Genomic DNA, 21,480 nt, shown 5'->3' on the forward strand with positions numbered 1-21,480 from the left:
ATATCCGTGACGGCACAGGATGGTAATACCCTAAGGTTTTATGCCACGGAGGCTGTCGCCTACGCATCGAGGGGCGCAAAGCCGAACTACCGCCATCTCGATAGATTCATGTCCGTGTTACCTGCCGGAGGCTCCGTTCTCGAACTCGGATGCGGCGCGGGGCAGGACAGCGAGGTGATGATATCTCAAGGCTTCGATGTAAGCCCCACGGATGGAACGCCTGAGATGGCAGAGGCCGCCGAAAAGCGCCTGGGAAGGCCGGTGGCGCACCTCCTGTTCAATGATCTCGACGCGGTCGAGGCATTCGACGGGATATGGGCAAATGCGTGCCTCCTCCATGTGCCACGGGTCGATTTGCCGGGAATTATCTTGCGCATTCATATCGCCCTGAAGACGGGCGGCGCTTTCTTCGCCAGCTTCAAGGCAGGGGACGCGGAAGGGCGCGACCAGTTCGGCAGGTACTACAATTACCCCTCGGAGAACTGGTTGCGAGAGCTCTATTCGACTGTCGCCTGGGAAGACATTTCGCTCGTGGCGGATCGTTGGGGTGGCTATGATGGCAAGCCAACCGACTGGCTCTACGTGATGGCGATCAAAGGCAAATAGAGCGGAGAAGCCTGGAAAGGAAACGAATGCCCGCCTATGTCGCACTGCTCAGAGCCGTCAACGTTGGCGGTACCGGCGCCCTGCCGATGGCCGAATTGAAAGCGATCTGCGAGGGGCTCGGGTTTACCGATGTCACCACCTACATCCAGAGCGGCAATGTAGTCTTCCGTTCCGATGAGCCGAAGGCAAGCGTCCAGAAGCGGCTTGAGACAGCGCTTGCCGAGAGAATGGGGGCGTCGCCGGGCGTGATGCTGCGCAGCCGGAAAGAACTCGATGCTGCAGCCGGGGGATCGCCCTTTCCGCATGCCAAGCCGAGTTTCCTGCTCGTCTATTTCCTGCCCGAACCGCCGCCTAAGGATGCGCTGGACAAGCTTGTCGCCCCGGATGGCGAAGAGGTGAGCATCGCCGGTCGGGAGATCTATGTGCATTATCCAAACGGGTCGGGCCGGTCGAAGCTGAAGCTTCCCGCGCTCAAGGTCGGCACCTCACGAAATCTCAACACCACGATCAAGCTTGCCGAAATGGCAGCCGCGCTCGAGGATGGTGAGGGATGATCGCCCGTTTAATATCCGGGAAGCGCTAGGCGCTTCTCAACTGTTGATGCGAAGCCTTGCGGAGGCCGGTAAAATCAACCGGGCATACTTCCCCTCGGGCCGCGCTGCCGTTGTAAAGCCTTCTCAGCAATTCGATATCGCTCGCCATGGCATCGCGCTTGGCAAACCAATCGTTCAAGGCTTCAGCCATGATTTCGTCGGTATCGATATAGGTGCTCGATGCGACCGCCCGGCGGAGGGCGCCTGCCTGTGCTTTGGAGAGTTCGACTGTCAGCTTCTCGTTCATTGGCATGTAAACCTCCCGTGGAAGCGTGCGGCGCGCAATATACCACCGGCTCAACGGTCAGACAACGCGCTGTCACAAAGCGTGATGGAACCCCTACATAGGGTGGAAAAGCAGTTTGACCAGTGTGCGAAATACCAGAACCTGATCTGCAAGCGCCCTGGGCTCCTTCAGCGCCTTTGAAATGACGATTCCGCCTTCGACGACGGTCGAGACCATGTCGGCGAGCTGGTCGACATCAAGGGGCTCGCGCGGCGTATGGACTGCCGTGATTTCCTCAAACATGCCACGGAAGCGCCGGCGCCACATCAGTGCCGCCTCGCGATTGATCGCCTGGATTTCCCGGTCGAAGGCGCGCTCGTAATAGCACATGGTCGCGACGAGGCAGCCGGGGTGGCCATTCGGTAGGTCGGCAAGGAGTTCCGAAAGAAGCTTCAGGCCCAGCAAGAAAGATTGCAGCGGATCATCCACGAGTTCGCGGGCGCGGCCGAAGATGTCGTCGTAGATCTTCTCATCGGCCTCGATGTAGCGATAGAGCAATGCTTTGGCGAGTTCGTTCTTGTCACGGAAATGGTAGAAGAAGCCACTCTTGGTGATACCGGTTTCGGCGATCAGTTCGTCGATCGAGGTTCCGCCGAAGCCCTTGGCAAGGACGGCAGCCTCCGCAACTTCCAGGATCCTGACACGCGTTTCTTCACCCTTACGCATTAGCGACTCCTGTACCGGCGGTGCGGTTCCCTAGACCGACTAACCCAAAGTCATCCTCTCCATTTCTCGAAACCTGGCCCTTAAGCCCTTGAATCGGCATAACGATCAAGTTTTCTTGCTTAAGTGTACCGCAAGCCTTCTATTTTAGCATGCGATAATACGCCATCCTCCTGACTATGCCCCACATTGCGAAGGTCAAACGACAAGCGAAAGCTGGAGATCAACATGGCTAAGTATAGGAACAGCCTGCCGCAAATCAGCGATGGATTATTCCTGAGCGACGGGGGCATGGAAACAAGCCTCATCTTCCAGGATGGCGTGGAATTGCCGCATTTTGCATCCGTCATTCTTCTGGAACGGCCGGAGGGACGCGAGCAGCTGAAGCAGTACTATCGGCGTTATCTGGCGATTGCCCGCCAGCACGGGACGGGCTTCATCCTCGATACCGCCACATGGCGCGCCAATGCGGACTGGGGCGAAAAGCTCGGCTATGACGCTCAGGCGCTGAAGGCGCTGAACGAGAGCGCAGTCGATTTGCTGATTGATCTGCGCCGTGAATATGAGCGGCCTCAGGTGCCGATCGTCATAAACGGCCCGATCGGACCGCGCGGCGACGGCTACAAGGCCAGCGACATGGGTGCCGCCGAGGCAGAGGACTATCACAGCGCGCAGATCGCCACTTTCGCCGGCACGGAAGCCGATATGGTGACGGCACTCACTTTAACCAACATTGACGAGGCAATCGGTATTGCAACCGCGGCCAAGAAATACCACATGCCTTGTGTGATCTCCTTCACCGTGGAGACAAACGGTCATCTTGTAACCGGACGTACGCTCCGCGACGCGATCGAGAGCGTCGATGCCGCCACGAATGCGGCACCGGCCTATTACATGATCAACTGCGCCCATCCGAGCCATTTCGAGGGCGTACTAGATCATGACAGCCGCTGGATCAAGCGCATAGCAGGGCTCAGGGCCAATGCCTCGAAAATGAGCCACACCGAACTGGACGAGAGCGATACGCTGGATGCAGGCGATCCTGCAGACCTTGGACGCCGGTACAGCCATCTCGTCAGCCGCATGCCGCATATGCGCGTTCTTGGCGGCTGCTGCGGCACAGATGAGCGGCACATCGCGGCCATCTGCGAGGCCTGCCTGCCGCAGCGAGCGGCAAGCGCCTGATACAAACTAAAAAAGGAATGGGACGATGACGAAGGTACAACCACAGTCGAACGAGCAGCATGGTCTGCTGCCCATAATCAATACCCTCTTTACGAGGTTACGCTCGCGGCCGACCAAAGGGTTCCCCCACTTCGACACTCTGGATTCGCATACGGAAGAGGATATCGGCTTTCACCGCGACGGACGGCTGCATGAAAAGGATGAGTGGCGGTTCTGACACCTGCCGGAAGCGCTCTCAGGCTTTCAACAGGGTCTCGTAATCCCTGCCGCCGGAGAAGACGTTGGTGATCCAGACGGTTTCAGCCTCGATCGTATAGAGGATCACCACACTCTTTTCGAAGACGGTCATGCGGATACCAGGGCCAAGGTCTTCGCGCGCGACGCCACCGAGAGGGGCGTCGCCGATCCTTGTGCATCGAGCCTGGATGCGATCAAGATAGCTTTCTGTCGTGTTTATGTTCCGGCTCTGGTCGAGAATGTAAGCCGCAATGTCGAGGAGATCTTCGGAAGCCCTCGGTCGATATTCAACCGGATATCGCTTCATAAATCAGCGATGCTTCTCAAAGAAATCGGAAAGCTTAGCCTTTACTTCCTCGCCGGTCAGATTTGGCCTTGGATCGTCCAACGAAGATTTGACGCGCGCCCGAATGGAAGCGATGCGTTCCCGGTGTTCTTCCTCCTGCCGCATCCAGACGCGCATCGCCTCGCGCAGCACTTCGCTGGTGGAGGCATAATCCCCCGCTTCCACCCTCGTCTTGATAAGGTTCACCATTTCCGTCGGCAGGGTGATACTCAGCTTCTCGTTCATGTCACTCTCCTTTGTGCGGGAGGATAAAGTAGGATTATATCCTACCATCAACAATCGCCTTGCGCCACCTTGCCCGCGACCCTACCTTAGGTCCATGAGCCTCTCCCTTGACGACAGCACCGCGCTTCAGGCGCCCTTTTCGTTCGACAACAGCTATATCAAGCTGCCCGCGCATTTCTTTGCGCGGCAGGTTCCCTCGGCGGCGACCGCGCCGCAGTTGATCAAGCTGAACGAGGCGCTTGCCGAAGAGCTTGGGCTTGATGTCGAAGCCCTGCGCTGCGACGGCGCGCAGATATTTTCCGGCAATATCGTGCCATCGGGCGCGGAGCCCCTGGCCATGGCCTATGCCGGCCATCAGTTCGGTCAGTTCGTGCCGCAGCTTGGCGATGGGCGGGCAATTCTGCTTGGCGAAGTCGTCGACCGCGACGGCAATCGCCGCGATATCCAGCTGAAGGGTGCCGGACAGACGCCGTTTTCACGCCGTGGGGATGGCCGCGCCGCACTCGGGCCGGTGTTGCGCGAATATATCGTCAGCGAGGCCATGCATGCGCTCGGCCTTCCGACGACAAGGGCGCTGGCCGCCGTCACCACAGGCCAGCCGGTCTATCGCGAGGAGGTCCTACCCGGCGCGGTCTTCACCCGCGTGGCCCCGAGCCATATCCGCGTCGGCACCTTCCAGTTCTTCGCCGCGCGGGGGGATACCGAAGGCGTCAAGACGCTTGCCGACTATGTCATCGACCGCCACTACCCTCGGGCCAAGGAAAGCATTCGCCCCTATCTCGCCCTGTTCGAGATGGTAGCAGAGCGGCAGGCGTCGCTGATCGCGCGTTGGCTGCATGTCGGCTTCATCCATGGCGTGATGAATACGGACAATATGACCATTTCAGGGGAAACGATCGATTTCGGTCCCTGCGCCTTCATGGACACCTACGATCCGGCAAAGGTCTTCTCTTCGATCGACCGCAACGGACGCTATGCCTATGCCAACCAGCCGGCGATCGGGCAGTGGAACCTGGCGCGGCTGGGCGAGACCTTGCTGCCGCTCTTCGACACCGATCAGGACAAGGCGGTGGATCTGGCAAACGCGGTCATCAAGGGTTATGGCGAGCGCTTCCAGGCCCATTGGCTGGAGGGCATGCGTCGCAAGATCGGCCTTGTGACCGGCGAAGACGGCGATCTCGATCTCGTCCAGGCGCTGCTTGCATTGATGCACGAGCAGGAAGGGGACTTCACCCTCACCTTCCGCCGCCTTTCGGCCTCTGCCGAAACCCACGCGAACGAAGCGGCTTTTGCAGGCAGTTTCAAAATGCCCGAGGCGGTCAGTCCGTGGCTGACCCGCTGGCACGAGCGTCTCTCTCGCGACCCGCAATCCCCGGCGGAAAGGGCGAAAGCCATGCGGCAGGTCAACCCTGCCTTCATTCCGCGCAACCATCGGATCGAACAGGCAATCGAAGCGGCGGTCGAAGACGGTGATTTCTCGCTGTTCGAGGCGCTTCTCGTTGTCCTTGCCAAGCCCTACGAGGATCAGCCTGATTTTGCGCCCTATGCCGAACCGCCGCAGCCCTCCGAACGGGTGCTGCAGACATTCTGCGGCACCTGAGGATCGCTTTCGGAAGGATTGAACGCGCCCGTTGACAGGCCTCCGCGAGGTCCCGGATCAACGGGCTTCGTGCCCGTAAATCCGCTGAAATTCCTCGATTTTCTATAATCACCACAGCCTGTTTCCGGCCATTGAAAGCCCCATTCTTCGCGCTATCTGCGTTTCTGTCGGATGGCGAACTATTTTTTTGCAACCCTCCGTCGTGTCCTTGCCTGCCTTCGATCAGCGGGAGACTGCGTTCATGGCGATCGTCCTCACCTCCATCCTATTCATCCTCATTGGACTGGCGCTTAGCGGCGGAGGTGGCTGGCTCATCGCTCTCGATGGCAGCCCGTTTTATCTCTTCGCCGGGCTGATGTTCCTGATCACGGCCGTGCTGCTGATGATGCGGCAGGCCATCGCGCTGTGGGTCTATGCGTTTCTTGTTCTCGCAGCGCTGATATGGGCGATATGGGAGGTTGGCTTCGACTGGTGGCAACTCGGTCCGCGCGGGGGCCTCATCATCCTCCTGGGGCTGTGGCTGCTGACGCCGTGGATCCGCAGGCCGCTCGGCTTTCGAAGCTCGACCGGGTTCTACCCCGCCAATCCGTGGCCATTGGCCGTTCCTGTCATTCTCGGCATCATTGCAGCGGGCTACTCGATGACGACGGATCCGCACGATCTCGAGGGGTCCCTGCCCGGTGTCGTCACGGCGAGCGCTGCACCTACTGACAGCGTTCCGCCCGGCGAATGGCACCAGTATGGCCGCACGCCGCTTGGTCAGCGCTACTCGCCGCTCGACCAGATCACGCCCTCCAACGTCGCCAGCCTGAAAGTGGCCTGGCAATATGAGACGGGCGACAAGCGGCGGCCGGACGACGTGGGCGAGACGACCTATCAGGTCACGCCTCTGAAAATCGGAGACACGCTCTACCTCTGCACGCCGCATAATTGGGCAGTCGCCATCGATGCGGCGACCGGCAAGGAGAAATGGAAATACGATTCCAGTTCCGGCATGAACCCCAACCGCCAGCACCAAACCTGCCGGGGCGTCACCTACTATCACGAACCATCGGCGGCACCGGGAACGCCCTGCGCCGATCGCGTCTACCTGCCGACCTCGGATGCCCGGCTGATTGCGCTTGATGCCGCCAATGGCCGGGTCTGTGCCAGCTTTGCCAACAAGGGCACGCTGGACCTAACCCAGAACATGAAGTTCAATCCGGCCGGCTACTATTATTCGACGTCGCCGCCCGTCGCCGTCGCCGGTAAGATCATCGTCGGGGGTGCCGTCAACGACAATTATTCGACGCAGGAGCAGTCCGGCGTCATCCGGGCTTTCGATATCAACACCGGTGCACTGCTCTGGAACTGGGATTCGGGCAATCCCGACCAGACGGCGCCGCTGCCGTCCGGACAGACCTACACCACCAACTCGCCGAACAGCTGGTCGATCTCCAGCGTCGACGAGGCGCTTGGGATGATCTATGTGCCTCTCGGCAACCAGCCGCCCGACCAGCTCGGCATGAACCGTAGCGCCAATGTCGAGAAATACTCATCCTCCGTCGTCGCGCTCGACATCAATACCGGACAGGCCAAGTGGGTGCGCCAGATGGTTCATCACGATCTCTGGGACATGGATGTGCCGGCTGAACCCTCCCTACTCGACATCACCAAGCCTGATGGCAGTACCGTGCCGGCGCTCGTCGCCGCCACCAAGCAGGGTGATATCTACGTTCTCGACCGACGTAACGGCCAGCCGATCATTCCGGTCAGGGAGGTGCCCGCACCCAGTGGAACCATACAAGAAGACCATTCGTCTCCGACCCAGCCCTTGTCCTCGCTGAGCTTCATGCCCGATCCGCTGAAGGAAAAGGACATGTGGGGCATTACCCTTTTCGACCAGCTCGCCTGCCGCATCCGCTTTCATCAACTCAATTATGAAGGCCGCTACACGCCGCCATCGCTGAAGGGTTCCATCATCTATCCCGGCAATTTCGGGACCTTCAACTGGGGTGGCATCGCCGTCGATCCGGAGCGGCAGATCATGTTCGGCATGCCGACCTATCTCGCCTTCACCTCGCAGCTCGTTCCCGCCAGCCAGATTCCGCCGAAGGGACAGGACGAAAAGGCCAGCGAAGAAGGGCTGAACCGCAATGAGGGCGCGCCCTACGGCGTGTTCATGGGTCCGTTCCTGTCGCCGATCGGCGTTCCCTGCCAGGCCCCGCCGTGGGGCTATGTCGCGGGCGCCGACCTTCGCACCGGCCGGATCGCGTACATGCACAAGAACGGCACGGTGCATGACATGACGCCGCTGCCGCTGCCCTTCAAGGTCGGCGTGCCCGGTATTGGCGGACCAATCGTCACCAAGGGCGGCGTCGCCTTCCTTGCTGCATCCGTCGACAACTATCTGCGCGGCTATGACGTGACGACGGGCCAGCAACTCTGGGAAGCCCGCCTTCCGGCCGGCGGCCAGGCCACGCCGATGACCTATGCGGTCGGCGACAAGCAATATGTGGTGATCGTCGCCGGCGGCCACGGCTCGCTCGGCACGAAGGCTGGAGACTACGTCATTTCCTATACGCTGCCCTAAGCATTCCAATCGGTGATCGGCATCGACGCGCAAGGCCCGGACAGGCTTGGCGAGTCATTTTCGCGCCAGCCAAAGGGAGATACTCCGATGAAAGTGCACAGCAGCCTGCAGAGCTCTTACACCAGCATATTCCAGTCGCAGCCTAGCAGCGGCTCGGACGACGATACTCCGTTTTCTCTTCCGGATGACACCAGCGACCAGCAGCAGCAACAGTCGAACGCGCCTTCTGTCGCGTCGAGCGGCGTGCCTTCGTCGCTGTCGTCCTTCTGGATCAACCAGGCCGATGATCCGACCGCTGAAACCGCAAATGGTGGTCAGTCGAGCCAGTCTATCGCAGACGAATTCGGCGACCTCGCCAATATGACGCCGGCCCAGAAGATCCGCGCGCAGTATCTCGAAGAACATAATATGACGGAAGACCAGTTCAACGCGCTGCCATCCGATCAGCAGAAGGCGATCAACGACGCCATCGCGCAGGAAATCAAACAGAAGCTCGGCGACGACAGCAAGAACGATAGCACAGATACGAGCGACAGCGCCGCATCGGCCCTCGCGCTCGTCTGAGACCAACTACAGCATTGCATGAACTGGATAAGGCGGAGATTCGCATCTCCGCCTTATCTATTTGATCTGCAATATTTTTACGGTTAGAAAGTCAGCTCGCCATACCTGACACAAGCTTGCCAACTGCGGCGAAGACGTCGTTCAGATCCTTCATCGGCGCAGTCGCTTCAGCGATGTAGACGGCGACGATGAAGGGGCCGCGATCCGGTGGCCAGATCACGGCGATGTCGCCGAGCGCGCCATTGTTGCCGGTGCCGGTCTTGTCGCCGATCTTCCAGTCCTTCGGGACGCCGGCCCTGAGGCGCGCATCCCCGACCTTGTCGGCAACCATCCAGTCTATGAGATGGTTGCGGGAGGCTTCGCTCAGCGTATCGCCAAGCGTCAGCAATCCGATCGTGTCGAGCATGGAATCCGGCGTGGTCGTATCCTGCAGATCGCCCTTCTTCGCCTCGTTTAGGTCTGGCTCGCGACGATCCAGCCGGGTCTCGTCATCGCCCGTCGCCCGCAGCCATGCCGTCAGTGCGGAAGGTCCGCCGAAACTGTCGAGCAGCAGGTTGCCTGCCGTATTGTCGCTCATGGTGATCGCGGCTTCGCAGAGCTCTGCGACGGTCATGCCGTCAGTGCCTGCATGCTTCTCGGTGACCGGAGAATAGGAGACGAGCGCATCCTTGCCGAACATGACGCGGCGATCGAGCTTTTCCTCGCCCTTGTCGACGCGCGCCAGCACGAAACCGGCGGCCAGCGCCTTGTAGGTGCTGCACATGAAGAACCGCTCGTTCTCGCGGTAGCCGAGCGAAATATTGGTTTCCGTATCCAGCACCGCGACGCCGAGCCTGCCGCCGGTCTTCTTTTCCAGCTCGGCGAGCTGCTTGTCGGCGTCGTCTCCCTCGCCCTCAGTCTTCTGCTGATCCTGCGTGTTTTCATCGGCAGGCGGGGTCGCAGTATCCGCCGGCTTCGTCGGCTGGGCCTGCTGCGCGACGGCCAGGGACGGCGTCAGCGTCAAGGCGGGAAGCAGCAAAGCCGAGCCGGCCAGAAGGCGGCGGCGGGTGATCGACTCAAGCATTGTGAAGTTCTCCGGCAGAATCAGCGGGATAATGCGCTACACGGAGATTATGGCAAGCCTCTGTTGCAGCCATTTTTACGCGGCCGCCGTGACCTCGATCGTCACATGCGAGAGCTCATGCAGCTGGCCGAGCTTTTCCTTGTAGAAGGCCGGCTCCTTCGGCTCTGGTGTCAGGACGGCGACGATCGCTGCGTGATGACCGGGGCCGACCTGCCAGACATGCAGGTCGGTTATCCGGTCCCTGCCGGTTTCGATCGCCCCGCGAATCTCGCCCGGCAGGTCCTCATTGCTCGGTACTACATCGAGCAGCACACCACCTGCCGACCGCATCAGGCTGAACGACCATTGCGCGATGATCAGCGCACCGACAATGCCCATGACCGGATCGAGGAAGCTCCAACCGAAGCGGCTGCCGAGCAGGAGGGCCGCGATTGCGAGAACCGAGGTCAGTGCGTCGGCGATGACATGGACATAGGCCGAGCGCAGATTGTTGTCGCTGCCGCCATGGTCGCCGTGATGATGGTGTCCATCATCGTGATGGTGATCATGACCGTGATCGTGGTGCTGGCCGTGATGATGGCCATGGTGATGATGGTGATCTTCGCCGCGCAGCAGCCAGGCGCTGGCGATATTGACGGCAAGGCCAACCGCCGCAATCAGGATCGCCTCCTCGTAGTTGATCGCGACAGGGTGCTGCAGGCGCAACAGGCTTTCCCAGCCCATCAACAGGGCGACCAGCGCCAGGATGATCGCGCTCGCAAAGCCGGCGAGATCGCCGAGCTTGCCGGTACCGAAGGTGAAGCGCGGATTGCGCGCCTGTCGGCGGGCATAGAGATAGGCGACGGCGGAAATCAGAAGCGCGCTCGCATGCGTCGACATGTGCCAGCCGTCGGCGACTAGCGCCATGGAGCCATAGACCGTTCCGGCGCCGATCTCGACCACCATCATGGCTGTCGTCAGCGCAATGACGAGCCAGATGCGACGCTCATTGCGCTGGTGATCGTCGCCGAGAAAGACGTGATCGTGGGTTTGGACTTCATGGTTCACAGCTTCGGAGGAAACGCTCATCGCTTCCGGCTCCTTTTGAATACGCAACGACTTGAATGCGCGACTATTTGAACGAGACTGCGGTCAGCGCAGATAGGTCTTCAAAACATCCGATATTTCATCGACGGCTTGCCTTCGGGCCTCGTCGCTCTCGGCCTGCAGAACATGCTCTTCGAGATGATCTTCCAGAATTTCGCCGGTCAGCCCCGTCAATGCGCCACGGATCGAAGCCAGCAACTGCAAGACCTCGCCGCAGGGCCGCTCGCTCTCCAATGCACGCTCGACCGCCTCCATCTGGCCTTTCAGCCGGCGGACGCGGGACAACAGCTTGGTCTTCTCACGAATGGTATGCGACATGGCGATCTCGATCTATAATATAGGGGGGTATACTATATTTTTCATCTGATGGAAAGACCCGCCCTGCCCCCGTCACGGCTTGACAAAGCTTCGGTTTGGGATCATGAAGTCTGCCATGATCAAGCACGCGCCCCACAATCGCTCGTATTTTTGGCTGTACCTGTAAAGGGCGGCCGACAGATCATCATGTCAACAAGCCGCCGTCAGGCGGCTTTGTTGTATGCGACAGCGTCCTGACGGCAAAACTAAGAAGGACGCAGACCGCAATGCTCGACGATAGCGAAATCTCACTTCTCCGCCCGCCTGTTGTTACCATCCGCGCCGCCAAATCGCGCGACCTTCCCGAGCTCAACGAGATGATCCGGATGCTTGCCGCCCATCACGGCGATGCGGCCGCGATCACGCCCGACCAGCTCGAGCGCGACCTCTTCGGCCCCGTTCCGTGGATCACGGCCCTGGTCGCGGAATCGGATGACGGCCTTCTCGGCTACGCCATTCTCGTGCCGCTCTACAGGGCACAGGACGGCCAGCGCGGCATGGATCTCCACCACCTCTTCGTGCGCGACGGCCACCGCAGCCACGGCATCGGCCAGCATCTCGTCGACCGCGCCCGCGAAACCGCCCGCAAGGCCGGCTGCGGTTACCTCTCCGTCAGCGCCGCCACGGGCAATGTTCTCGCCCACCGCTTCTACGAACAGATGGACTTCAAGCCGCGCCCTGTTACGGGCATGCGCTATTTGCAGGCCCTGGCCTAAGGGCCCGGCGACGGACATGACGGCAGGAGGAAGGCGCCGCCTTCCTTCTTCGTGGTTGGAGCCATTTGAGCGTTCCACCGAATTTGACAGGCCTTGGCTTTCGCCGGCAAGCGGCCGGTAAATCCCCCACTTTCTACAGCCTTTTCTCTCGTTCGATCAGGACGAAACCGGACATCCGACAAAAGACCCTTGACGATAAGAGTATATGCTCTTACATTCACATAATTAAGAGCATATGCTCTCAATTACAACGGAGGCACGATCATGAGCGAAGCTGAGATACTCGTAAGCGGTGCAACGGGACGGACCGGAGGCGCTGCCGTCGACGAACTGCTGAGGCTGGGCAAAAGCGTGCGCGCCTATGTGCGCTCGGACGACGAGCGGGCGGCGGCGCTGAGGTCTCGCGGGGTCGACATCGCGGTCGGCGATTTCACCGATATCGATCAGATCAGGGCGGCCATGGAAGGCATCCAGTCGGCGTATTTTCTTTACCCGATCGCACCAGGGATCATTGGCGCGGCCGCCTATTTCGCTCAGGCGGCAAAGGAAGCGGGTGTTTCCGCGATCGTCAACATGTCGCAGATTTCGGCACGCCGCGAATCGGCAAGCCACGCAGCGCAGGACCATTGGATCTCCGAACGGGTTTTCGACTGGTCCGGCGTTCCGACCACCCACCTTCGGCCGACGTTTTTTGCCGATTGGCTCGCCTATCCGCATTTCGCAGGGGATATCTGGGCGGCGAAGACGATCTCGTTCCCCTTCGAGAACGGACGGCACGCGCCTATCGCCTCCGACGATCAGGGCCGAGTGATCGCTCATATCCTGGCTAATCCGAAGGGTCATGAAGGCAAAATCTATCCGCTCCATGGTCCGGTCGAGATGAACTACACCGAAATCGCCGCCATCGTCAGCGACGTGCTCGGCACGAAGATCGAATATGCGCCGTCTTCGATAGAGGCGTTCAAAAACAAGATGGAAAATCTCTTCAAGTTCCCGCCGTTCCTTGTGCAGCATCTTGTCGAAGTCGCCCAGAATTATCGCGACGGCATCTTTGCGGGCACCAATGATGTGGTCGAGCGGATCACCGGAACGCCGGCACTTTCGGTCCGGCAGTTCGTTTCCAACAATCGCGCCGCCTTCGTTTAATCGGCGCCAAGACAAGTCGGAGACTTCATAATGTCACATGCTCAAGAAGAACGTCATCCCTTTCTGGATGACCTGACTGCGGACGCGGAACTCGTAAGCTCCGTCTTGCGCGGTCCCGTCATCGGACGCGACCAGATCAGGCTTGCGGTCAACGCCGTTGGAAGCTTTTACGCCTCGCAGACGCCAACATACCTCCAGACCGTCGGCTCCCGCCTCTTTCTCGAATATGAGGCCGTTTTGACCAGCGGGGAGAAGCTGACCGCGGTGGCGGTCGTCGATCATGCGTCTGATGGCTCGGTACCGCGGGTCAGCGTGCGCATGAGCCCGCTGACCGCTGTTCTGTCGCTCGCCACCCATTTGCGTGAAGCGCTTTCGAGCCAAGTGCCGGAAGAGCTTTTTCTCTGAACCCAACCAAACGCCGGGCCAGCAACCGAACACCGCGTACGCTGACCTGGGCTTCCTGAAAGGAAATTCGTTATGGACGTCGCCAACAACACAGTCTTTATCACCGGTGCCAATCGCGGCCTGGGCCTGGCCTTTGCACGGGAGGCACTCCGCCGCGGCGCATCGAAGGTCTACGCAGGCATGCGCAATACGAACGGCTTCAACGAGCCGGGCATTGTTCCGGTCAGGATCGATGTGACGGACAAGGCATCGATCGCTGCAGCCGCGGAACTGGCGGCCGACACCGCGCTGCTGGTCAACAATGCCGGGATCGCCGCCCTGATCGACAGCCCCTTGGCAGATGATGTCGAAGAGCAGTCGCAGCGTCTCTTCGATACCAACTATTACGGCGTGGTGCGCGTCTCGAAGGCCTTCGAGCCGATCCTGTCGGCTAAGCCCCAAGCCGCCATCGTCAACGTGCTGTCCGATATCGTCTGGCTTCCGCGGCCTATTCTGACCCCTTATGCGGCTTCCAAGGCGGCGGCGTGGAGCTATACGAACCAGCTGCGCTTCCACCTTCGCGACCGCGGAATCCAGGTCCTTGGCCTGCATGTCGGCTTTTTGGATACCGACCTGACCAACGGCATCGACGTGCCGAAGAGCAGCCCGGACGACGTGGTGCGCCAGACCTACGACGCGCTCGCCGCCGGCAAGAGCGAGGTCATGGCAGATCGTGGCACGACCTTGCTGAAAGTGCCCGGCTACATCACCCCGCCGGAAGGGGTATTTTAACTCCGTCAATGGCAGGAGCTACCGGCGCGCGCGGAGCTTTCCGGGCTTCGCGCCACGGCGCCGGTAAAGAACGGAAATCGAAAGGAACGCAGAATGTTGTCGGCCAACCAACCGCTTGGTATCGATCAGTGCAACTGCTCCGCCATGAGAAAGGCGAGCCGACAGATCACGCGGCTTTACGACAGCCATCTTGCGCCGGTCGGCCTGCGCATCACACAGTTTCTCATCCTGGCGGCTCTCGGTGAGGCCGAGGGCGCCACGGTCAACGTTCTCGCCGAGCGGCTCGACGTCGAGCGGACGGCGATGGGCAAGATGGTCGGCTTCCTGGAACGCGACGGTTTCGTGACCGTCACGCCGTCTCCCACGGACGGCAGGGTCCGCATCGTCGAACTCACCGAGGAGGGCCATCTTCTGCATAAGAGAGCGGAGCCTCTCTGGGAGAAGGCCCAGCAAGAATTCGAGCAGATGAACGGTGCTGCCAATGTTGCCAGTCTGCGGGAAGGATTGAGAGAGATGGCGGTAGGCGAGCCCGCGAAGGTTTCGTCGGAGGACTGAGGCTTTGATCGAGCGGCTGGGCAGCCTGGAAGGCTCTCCGAAAAGGGCGTTCCTTCTTTGTGATTGAGGCCGCCTGGGCATCTCATTGAATTTGGTTGCTGTAGTTTTGTGCCGGAAGCGGTCGCAGCAATGCTGCGATGAAACCAAAGGAGAGGATGGCAAGCCCACCCAGCAGCGCGACCAGGCCAAGTGAAAGCGCAATACCGATCTTCGCCATCGCGAAGGCCAGCACGAACGGCGCCAGGGCGGAAAGAATCAATCGCGCCGCCATCGTCTTGCCCTGAAGCTTGCCATAGCCATCGCTGCCGAAAAGGTGAAGCGGAAGCGTACCGCTGACGATACTCAACAAGCCGTTGCCCATGCCGAAGATCACGGCGAAGAGCATCGCACCCGCTACGGATGGGGCCGAAAGCAAAAGCACCAATACACCGCCGGGGATCAGCATCGCCGCGATCACCGCCAAATGAACTGCGGGCAGGTTCTTGCCGAAGACCATGTTGATCAGCCGGCTGGCGACTTGCGAAGGACCAAATAACGTACCGACCAAGGCGGCGGTTGCACCGAGCCCAAGCCCGGACAGCAACGGTACCAGATGCACCAGCACAGCCGAGCTGACCAGCGACATGAGCGAGAAGCCCGTGACCATCACGGCAAAGCCGATCCGGCGTTGCGAAGGTGGCAACATACCCTCCAGACGTGGCGAGGTGGTCGATACCACTGCTCGGAACGTGGTCGGTCCAAGCGACAGCCATGCATGGGTCGGCAAGCAGATAAACAGGTTGAGGGCGGCAAACACCAAATAGACGCTCTGCCAACTCAGATATGCATGAAGGGCTGTGGTGACCGGCCAAAATATCGTCGAGGCGAAACCGGCAATCAGCGTCAGATAGGTAATGCTGCGGGAAGCGACCTGTGGCCGGAGCTGCACAAGCAGTGCGAAGGCTGCCCCGTATTGAACGAGGTTGGCAGCAACTTCGATGGCAATGAGTGCGACCACGTAGACCGCTTTGTTGGGAGCAAAGGCGCAGACAGTCAGCGCGAGAGCCGCCACGAAAGAGCCGATCGTCATCGCCCGGCCAGCGCCGATCTTGTCGAAAAGCACCCCAAGCCACGGCGCCGTCAGCCCGCCAACCAGAAGCGCTGCCGAGAGCGCGCCGAAGACCCATTCACGCGACCAGGCAAATTGGGTCGCCATATCAGGCGCAAGAATGCTGAAACTGTAGTAGAGGGTGCCGTAGCCGATGATCTGTGTGAGGCCGAGCGCGAGCACGGCTGGAAGCGGCACTCGTTCAGACAAGGCGCTTGCCTTGGCTATCCAGAACCTGCTCGCCATCTTCCTTGGCGAACGCCCCCTTGTGCGTGTCGGGCAGGATATCCAAAACCGCTTCCGAAGGCCGGGCAAGTCGTGTGCCGATCGGCGAGACGACGAAGGGGCGGTTGATCAGGATCGGATCCTTCAGCATGGCATCGAGCAATTGGTCGTCGGTAAGTGCCGGGTTGTCGAGGCCGAGTTCGGCATAGGGCGTGCCCTTCTCGCGGATCGCCCCGCGCACGGCCAGGCCTGCATCCGCAATCATCTTGACGAGTTCATCCCGGCTCGGCGGGTTTTTCAGATATTCGATGATGGTGGGTTCGATACCGGCATTGCGGATCATTGCCAGCGTGTTGCGCGAGGTGCCACATTCCGGGTTGTGATAGATCGTGACATCCATGGTCATGGGGTGGGTTCCGTCTCGGTGAGAGTTTGAGGATTGCGGGCTTCCATCAACAGCCATCCCGTAAGCATCAGCGCAAGCAATGCGCCGAGGACTTCCGCGACGATAAAGCCCGGCAGATCGACCGGGCGGATGCCGGCGAATGTGTGTGTCAGGGATCGAGCGATCGCGACAGCTGGATTGGCAAATGAGGTGGACGCTGTGAACCAGTAGGCTGCCGTTATGTAAAGGCCGACAAGCCACGCCACAGCATCGGAGCGAAACCGCAGACCGGCGAGGATGACGAAGACGAGGCCGAAGGTCGCCGTCACTTCCGCCAGCCATTGCGCGCCGCCGGTTCGAATGGTGGCCGAGGCCTGCAGCAAGGGAAGTGCGAACATGGCATGAGCAAGCATCGTGCCGACAATTCCGCCAAGGACTTGAGCGGCGATATAGATCGAAAGGGACGTGGCGGTCAGCTCCCGGCGGAGCGCGAAAACCAGCGATACGACCGGATTGAAATGAGCCCCGGAAATCGGCCCCAGCACGGTGATCAACACAACAAGGATCGAACCTGTCGCCAGCGTGTTGGCGAGCAGGGCAAGCGCGGTATCGCTCGTCAATCTGTCCGCCATAATGCCCGAACCGACGACTGTGGCGACCAGAATGGCCGTGCCCAGGGCCTCGGAGACAAGGCGACGCGAGAGCGGAAAAAGAGTCATCACCTCTTTTCCCCAACGGTTCCGCAGCACGCTGCGACCTCCGCTGCCGGCGCGCAGATTTCGGGATGGCCTGCGCAACAGTCTTCCATCAGGAAGCGCACCAACCCTCCAAGCGCATCGTAACTGGCGGTGTAGATGATCGAGCGGGCTTCCCGCTGCTGGCTGATAAGACCTGCGCGATCGAGCTCTTTCAGATGAAAGGAAACGTTCGAAGGCGAAACTTCGAGCCTTTCTGCAATCGTCCCCGCTGCCATTCCGTCGGGGCCGGCAACGACAAGCATGCGGACGATCTGCAGGCGGGTCTCCTGAGAAAGTGCGCCGAACGAAGCGAGGGCTTGACGTTCATCCATAATTCAATAATCCTTGAAATGTTGAAACAAGGAGTACCTCAGATGAATGCGATCGACAAGACCCTATCTTCGGATATCAGCCTCGGCCTTCTTCTTGAGGCCTTGGCCGCCTCCCGCGACCTGCCCTTGGTGTTCCGGTACGATGGTCGGCCTGTGAAGCCGGGCTACCATGTCACCGAAGTCAAAGCAGGGCAGTTTTCGGCACTGGATTGCGGGGCCAACCCGGAAGCATGGGCGGAGATTTTCGTGCAGCTCTGGGATATCGAGGAAGGAGACCGCACGCATATGCCGGCAGGCAAGTTTGCCGCCATCGTTCGCAAGGTGTCGGAGCATGTGCAGCTTGATAGTTCAGCGAAACTAACCTTCGAGGTAAGCGATGGCGTGGAGCCGATGCAGCTTTATTGCGCAGCCACGCCCGTCGTCGGGGACCATGCGGTGCATATCGAGCTGGTTCCGCGGGCGGCGAGTTGCAAGCCACGTGACAGGTGGCTGGCCGAACAGCGCCAGTCGACATCCTGCTGCGGTTCATCCAATTCAGAAAAATGCTGCGGCTAATACGTCCTATGGCAGCAAGGGGCGGCTGCGACTGCCTCCCGGTGCCTGCATGCCGCCAATCTGGAAATAGCTAACTGGTGCTATCGACGCTCATCCTGTACCCGCCAGCCTGGAAGACAGTCCTCTCGTCAAGCACATTCGACTCTGCTAATCTTAGCCAATAAGCGTGCTATGGGGGAACGGTCATGCGCCTGGGGTTAGCAATCAGCATGGTCGTGTTGATGCCTTTGGCGGCCTTTGCCAAGTCTCCATCCGATGTCGCCGACCTTGTAGGTGCGCGTGCCGCCGGGGCCGAGAGCGAGATGCAGGCGCGGGGCTATGTCGATGCCGGCGGCAACAACACGTGGTGGAATGCCGACAGAAAGCAGTGCGTAAAGGTTCGCGTCTCTCAGGGACGTTATGCGGCCATATCGCAGCTCAAGGCTTCTTCATGCGGCCAGAAAACCACGAGCGCTCAAAAGTGCCCTCCCGACCTGTCGCAAGCAGATCTTTATAGGTATCCCGGCTGTAGCCTGTAGTGGGTCCCGCGAACAGCCATCAATGACAGATGGCAATTCCCCGCCCCGCAAAGAAGCGCTCGAAATCGGCAAGCGGCAGTTCCGCGTTCTCCCGTGTCGCGTCGACATGGCCGGAGGGGTTGTGGAAGCGGATCGTTTCCGGCGTCGCTGATGTCACCAGCACCAGATGGCCGCCCTTTGACGGCGGCTCCCTTTCGGGCCAGCGGATGAAGTGATGGACGGAGGCGATGAAGAATTCGGCCTGGGCCAGGATATCGGGAATGTCGCCCGACGAGATGCCTGTGACGACCTTGGCGTTGAGGGCAAAACGGTCCTTCACGAACTGGACGAAGGGCGCGTAGATCAGCCCCTTGATGCCGCCCTCCGGCTGGACGACGTAGCCGCCATATTCCTTGCACTGAAGCGCGAGCGGAACGATCGGCAGGGCCTCGCCGGTACGCGCAGCAAGGATCATCTTCAGGCAGGCCATGCCGCAAGCGTTGCCGGCCCAGAGCGCATATTCCTCGACATCGGAAGCGCCGGAGGATGCCCAGAGCGGATCCTTCAGCAATGCCGCCTTGGCCCCCTCCTCGACGACAGCCATCGTCATGTCAGGGGTTTCCCATTGGCTAAAATAAGGAACCTTCCGCGCCGTCGTCCCATCCATGGTCTTGCCCCTCTACAACCCACACCCAGCGGCGTGCTAATTTCAACCCAAATGCGCTAGAATAAAGGCGGCGCCTATCCTGGCGGCAGTCTGCATGGGGAAATGGTGATGGAACGACGCTTTACCTTCGATGCATCAGCCAAGCTCTATGACGACGTCCGTCCGCAATATCCGGAAGCCCTCTTCGACGATATCATCGACTGGACCGGCCTTGGCCCCGACGACGCCATTCTGGAGATCGGCTGCGGCAGCGGACAGGCGACACGGGGCTTCGTGAGCCGGGGATTTTCCGTCGCCGCCCTCGATCCCGGTGCAACCCTGCTTCAGATAGCGCGGCAGAAACTCGGCCACTTTCCCAAGGTCGAATTCATCGAAACGACCTTCGAGGCGTTTTCGCCAGGTTCGACCGCCTTTGGCCTCGTGGTCGCAGCGCAATCATTGCACTGGGTCGCGCCCGAAATTCGTTTCGCTAAGGCGGCTAAAATGCTTGCGCCGGGAGGATCGCTGGCGGTCATGGCGAATGTGCCCATGCCAATCCGGTCTCCCCTGAGGCAGGCATTCGAGCAAATCTATGCCGCGCATGCCCCATCGCTGACAGGGCCGCCACCGGAAAACTGGTATTTGCCCGATGGACCGATCGCTGCCTTGTGGGAAGCGTCGGAATATATCGATCCGCCGGTGCATCGGTCCTATCCTTGGAGCCGGATGCACACCGGTTCCAGCTACATCGACCTTCTCGGAACGCTCTCCAGCCACACTCTGCTTGCGCCTTCTTCGCGCAATCAGCTTTTCGGCGCCATCGCCGACGCTATCGAAAACCATGGCGGCGAATTCGAGATGCGCTATGAAGCGCATCTCTACATGGGGCGCCGACGCGGCGGCATGGCTGCTTACTGAAGCGTCCGGATCTGGATCTGTGCCGGATCCTGCATCGTGGCGCCCGGCTTGTTCGTGAGGTCCTTGCCGGAAAGTGTGCCGTCGAGACCCGTTGCTACGACCGACACACGGAAGGCGCCGTCCAGCTCACGATCGAAGATCGCGCCGACGACGATCTCGGCATCCTCGTCGACTTCGTCGCGGATGCGGGTCGCGGCTTCGTCGACTTCGAAGAGCGTCATATCCATGCCGCCTGATATCGAGACGAGCACGCCCCTGGCGCCCTTCAGCGACATGTCGTCGAGCAGCGGGTTGGCAATTGCCGCTTCCGCCGCCTTGATCGCCCGGCCCTGCCCGGCCGCTTCGCCGGTTCCCATCATCGCCCGGCCCATGCCGCGCATGACCGATTTCACGTCGGCGAAATCGAGGTTGATCAGGCCTTCCTTGACGATCAGGTCGGTGATGCAGCCGACGCCGGCATAGAGCACGCGGTCGGCGATGGAGAAGGCGTCGGCAAAGGTGGTCTTTGCGTCGGCAATGCGGAAGAGATTCTGGTTCGGAATGACGATGACGGTGTCGGCCGCCTGGCGCAGCCGCTCGATGCCTTCATTGGCGGCGTCCATGCGGCGCTTGCCCTCGAAGGTGAACGGCTTGGTGACGACGGCGACCGTCAGGATGCCTGCGTCGCGCGCGGCCTTGGCGATGATCGGGGCAGCGCCCGTTCCCGTGCCGCCGCCCATGCCTGCCGTGACGAAGCACATATGCGTGCCGCGCAGATGATCCATGATCTCGTCGATGGATTCAACCGCTGCGGCCTGGCCGACTTCGGGAAGCGAGCCGGCGCCGAGGCCTTGCGTCACCTGGGCGCCGAGCTGGATCAGCTTCTGCGCCTTGGACATGGTCAGCGCCTGCGCATCCGTATTGGCGACGATGAAATCGGCACCCTTCAGCCTCTCGGCAATCATGTTGTTGATCGCGTTGCCGCCACCGCCGCCGACGCCGATGACAGTGATCTTCGGTCTCATCTCCGAGACTTCAGGCTTTGCGATATCTGTCATGTCTTGTCTCCTTGCGCGCGCCTTCAGGCTCGATGTCGTCAATTTCAGCTGTTCGCCGGCAAGCATGCCGACGCGAATCAGAGTT

At 60.4% G+C, this 21,480-nt stretch carries 28 protein-coding genes; 15 read left to right on the forward strand and 13 right to left on the reverse strand.

Annotation, left to right across the window (positions count from 1 at the left end; all coding sequences use genetic code 11):
* Positions 1–6: 6 nt before the first annotated feature.
* The gene (locus EV561_RS03380) at positions 7–606 is read left to right on the forward strand and encodes a class I SAM-dependent methyltransferase (RefSeq protein ID WP_245512573.1); all 600 of its coding nucleotides are present in this window, start codon (positions 7–9) and stop codon (positions 604–606) included.
* Between the two features lie 26 nt (positions 607–632).
* The gene (locus EV561_RS03385) at positions 633–1,160 is read left to right on the forward strand and encodes a DUF1697 domain-containing protein (RefSeq protein ID WP_132517571.1); all 528 of its coding nucleotides are present in this window, start codon (positions 633–635) and stop codon (positions 1,158–1,160) included.
* Between the two features lie 25 nt (positions 1,161–1,185).
* Here EV561_RS03385 and EV561_RS03390 read toward each other — a convergent pair whose 3' ends face one another.
* Positions 1,186–1,452 (reverse strand): type II toxin-antitoxin system ParD family antitoxin, encoded by a 267-nt coding sequence (locus EV561_RS03390; protein WP_132517573.1) that lies wholly within the window; start codon positions 1,450–1,452, stop codon positions 1,186–1,188.
* 87 nt (positions 1,453–1,539) lie between these two features.
* Positions 1,540–2,151: a TetR/AcrR family transcriptional regulator gene (locus EV561_RS03395; RefSeq protein WP_132517575.1), complete on the reverse strand. Its 612-nt coding sequence runs from the start codon at positions 2,149–2,151 to the stop codon at positions 1,540–1,542.
* Positions 2,152–2,376: 225 nt separating this feature from the next.
* On the opposite strand from EV561_RS03395, the gene EV561_RS03400 reads away from it, so the two are divergent.
* Positions 2,377–3,333 carry a homocysteine S-methyltransferase family protein gene (locus EV561_RS03400; protein WP_132517577.1) on the forward strand — a complete coding sequence of 319 codons (957 nt, stop codon included), beginning with the start codon at positions 2,377–2,379 and terminating at the stop codon, positions 3,331–3,333.
* 25 nt (positions 3,334–3,358) lie between these two features.
* Positions 3,359–3,550: a hypothetical protein gene (locus EV561_RS03405; protein WP_132517579.1), complete on the forward strand. Its 192-nt coding sequence runs from the start codon at positions 3,359–3,361 to the stop codon at positions 3,548–3,550.
* Between the two features lie 18 nt (positions 3,551–3,568).
* Here the strand turns inward: EV561_RS03405 and EV561_RS03410 are convergent, their stop codons facing one another.
* On the reverse strand, positions 3,569–3,877 hold the full coding sequence (locus EV561_RS03410) for a type II toxin-antitoxin system RelE/ParE family toxin (RefSeq protein ID WP_132517581.1): 309 nt from the start codon (positions 3,875–3,877) through the stop codon (positions 3,569–3,571).
* Positions 3,878–3,880: 3 nt separating this feature from the next.
* Entirely contained in the window at positions 3,881–4,141 is a 261-nt protein-coding gene (locus EV561_RS03415) for a ribbon-helix-helix domain-containing protein (RefSeq protein WP_132517583.1), read from the reverse strand.
* 94 nt (positions 4,142–4,235) lie between these two features.
* Here EV561_RS03415 and EV561_RS03420 point away from each other — a divergent pair, with 94 nt between their 5' ends.
* The 3 genes from EV561_RS03420 (at position 4,236) to EV561_RS03430 (ending at position 8,877) form a co-directional block, all read left to right on the forward strand.
* Positions 4,236–5,741, forward strand: a complete 1,506-nt coding sequence (locus EV561_RS03420) for a protein adenylyltransferase SelO (RefSeq protein WP_132517585.1) — start codon at positions 4,236–4,238, stop codon at positions 5,739–5,741.
* Between the two features lie 241 nt (positions 5,742–5,982).
* On the forward strand, positions 5,983–8,313 hold the full coding sequence (locus EV561_RS03425) for a glucose/quinate/shikimate family membrane-bound PQQ-dependent dehydrogenase (protein ID WP_132517587.1): 2,331 nt from the start codon (positions 5,983–5,985) through the stop codon (positions 8,311–8,313).
* Positions 8,314–8,400: 87 nt separating this feature from the next.
* On the forward strand, positions 8,401–8,877 hold the full coding sequence (locus tag EV561_RS03430; RefSeq protein ID WP_132517589.1) for a hypothetical protein: 477 nt from the start codon (positions 8,401–8,403) through the stop codon (positions 8,875–8,877).
* 91 nt (positions 8,878–8,968) lie between these two features.
* Here the strand turns inward: EV561_RS03430 and bla are convergent, their stop codons facing one another.
* The 3 genes from bla to dmeR form a co-directional block, all read right to left on the reverse strand.
* Positions 8,969–9,940 (reverse strand): class A beta-lactamase, encoded by a 972-nt coding sequence (gene bla, locus EV561_RS03435; protein ID WP_132517591.1) that lies wholly within the window; start codon positions 9,938–9,940, stop codon positions 8,969–8,971.
* Positions 9,941–10,015: 75 nt separating this feature from the next.
* On the reverse strand, positions 10,016–11,008 hold the full coding sequence (dmeF, locus tag EV561_RS03440) for a CDF family Co(II)/Ni(II) efflux transporter DmeF (protein ID WP_132517593.1): 993 nt from the start codon (positions 11,006–11,008) through the stop codon (positions 10,016–10,018).
* A gap of 63 nt (positions 11,009–11,071) precedes the next feature.
* Positions 11,072–11,344, reverse strand: a complete 273-nt coding sequence (gene dmeR, locus EV561_RS03445; RefSeq protein ID WP_132517595.1) for a Ni(II)/Co(II)-sensing transcriptional repressor DmeR — start codon at positions 11,342–11,344, stop codon at positions 11,072–11,074.
* A gap of 266 nt (positions 11,345–11,610) precedes the next feature.
* Here dmeR and EV561_RS03450 point away from each other — a divergent pair, with 266 nt between their 5' ends.
* The 5 genes from EV561_RS03450 (at position 11,611) to EV561_RS03470 (ending at position 14,976) form a co-directional block, all read left to right on the forward strand.
* Positions 11,611–12,099 carry a GNAT family N-acetyltransferase gene (locus EV561_RS03450; protein WP_132517597.1) on the forward strand — a complete coding sequence of 163 codons (489 nt, stop codon included), beginning with the start codon at positions 11,611–11,613 and terminating at the stop codon, positions 12,097–12,099.
* A 264-nt stretch (positions 12,100–12,363) separates the two neighbouring features.
* Positions 12,364–13,245, forward strand: coding sequence for an NmrA family NAD(P)-binding protein (locus EV561_RS03455; RefSeq protein WP_132517599.1), 882 nt, complete (start codon positions 12,364–12,366; stop codon positions 13,243–13,245).
* A gap of 30 nt (positions 13,246–13,275) precedes the next feature.
* Complete coding sequence (locus EV561_RS03460) at positions 13,276–13,650, forward strand: hypothetical protein (protein ID WP_132517601.1); 375 nt, start codon at positions 13,276–13,278, stop codon at positions 13,648–13,650.
* Positions 13,651–13,722: 72 nt separating this feature from the next.
* Positions 13,723–14,421, forward strand: coding sequence for an SDR family oxidoreductase (locus tag EV561_RS03465; protein WP_132517603.1), 699 nt, complete (start codon positions 13,723–13,725; stop codon positions 14,419–14,421).
* Between the two features lie 93 nt (positions 14,422–14,514).
* Positions 14,515–14,976: a MarR family transcriptional regulator gene (locus EV561_RS03470; protein WP_132517605.1), complete on the forward strand. Its 462-nt coding sequence runs from the start codon at positions 14,515–14,517 to the stop codon at positions 14,974–14,976.
* 82 nt (positions 14,977–15,058) lie between these two features.
* On the opposite strand, the gene arsK is transcribed toward EV561_RS03470, so the two are convergent.
* The 4 genes from arsK to EV561_RS03490 are packed head-to-tail and all read right to left on the reverse strand — an operon-like array spanning position 15,059 to position 17,742.
* Positions 15,059–16,309, reverse strand: coding sequence for an arsenite efflux MFS transporter ArsK (gene arsK, locus EV561_RS03475; RefSeq protein ID WP_132517607.1), 1,251 nt, complete (start codon positions 16,307–16,309; stop codon positions 15,059–15,061).
* Positions 16,266–16,694, reverse strand: coding sequence for an arsenate reductase (glutaredoxin) (gene arsC, locus EV561_RS03480; protein ID WP_132517609.1), 429 nt, complete (start codon positions 16,692–16,694; stop codon positions 16,266–16,268). The genes arsK and arsC overlap by 44 nt, the downstream gene beginning before the upstream one ends.
* Positions 16,691–17,392, reverse strand: coding sequence for an MIP/aquaporin family protein (locus EV561_RS03485; protein ID WP_132517611.1), 702 nt, complete (start codon positions 17,390–17,392; stop codon positions 16,691–16,693). The genes arsC and EV561_RS03485 overlap by 4 nt, the downstream gene beginning before the upstream one ends.
* A complete protein-coding gene (locus tag EV561_RS03490) occupies positions 17,392–17,742 on the reverse strand; it encodes a metalloregulator ArsR/SmtB family transcription factor (protein ID WP_132517613.1) in 351 nt (116 codons plus the stop codon). The genes EV561_RS03485 and EV561_RS03490 overlap by 1 nt, the downstream gene beginning before the upstream one ends.
* 42 nt (positions 17,743–17,784) lie before the next feature.
* Between EV561_RS03490 and EV561_RS03495 the strand changes: the two genes are divergently transcribed.
* Both EV561_RS03495 and EV561_RS03500 read left to right on the forward strand, forming a co-directional pair.
* The gene (locus EV561_RS03495) at positions 17,785–18,297 is read left to right on the forward strand and encodes a DUF6428 family protein (protein ID WP_132517615.1); all 513 of its coding nucleotides are present in this window, start codon (positions 17,785–17,787) and stop codon (positions 18,295–18,297) included.
* Positions 18,298–18,482: 185 nt separating this feature from the next.
* A complete protein-coding gene (locus EV561_RS03500) occupies positions 18,483–18,815 on the forward strand; it encodes a hypothetical protein (protein ID WP_132517617.1) in 333 nt (110 codons plus the stop codon).
* 19 nt (positions 18,816–18,834) lie between these two features.
* On the opposite strand, the gene EV561_RS03505 is transcribed toward EV561_RS03500, so the two are convergent.
* A complete protein-coding gene (locus EV561_RS03505; protein ID WP_132517619.1) occupies positions 18,835–19,461 on the reverse strand; it encodes a C39 family peptidase in 627 nt (208 codons plus the stop codon).
* Positions 19,462–19,569: 108 nt separating this feature from the next.
* Here EV561_RS03505 and EV561_RS03510 point away from each other — a divergent pair, with 108 nt between their 5' ends.
* A complete protein-coding gene (locus EV561_RS03510) occupies positions 19,570–20,358 on the forward strand; it encodes a class I SAM-dependent methyltransferase (RefSeq protein ID WP_132517621.1) in 789 nt (262 codons plus the stop codon).
* Here the strand turns inward: EV561_RS03510 and ftsZ are convergent.
* Positions 20,352–21,395 (reverse strand): cell division protein FtsZ, encoded by a 1,044-nt coding sequence (gene ftsZ / locus EV561_RS03515; RefSeq protein WP_132517623.1) that lies wholly within the window; start codon positions 21,393–21,395, stop codon positions 20,352–20,354. The genes EV561_RS03510 and ftsZ overlap by 7 nt on opposite strands.
* Positions 21,396–21,480 lie beyond the last annotated feature (85 nt).

The sequence above is a fragment of the Rhizobium sp. BK376 genome (assembly GCF_004341625.1).
Classification (GTDB): Bacteria; Pseudomonadota; Alphaproteobacteria; order Rhizobiales; family Rhizobiaceae; genus Rhizobium.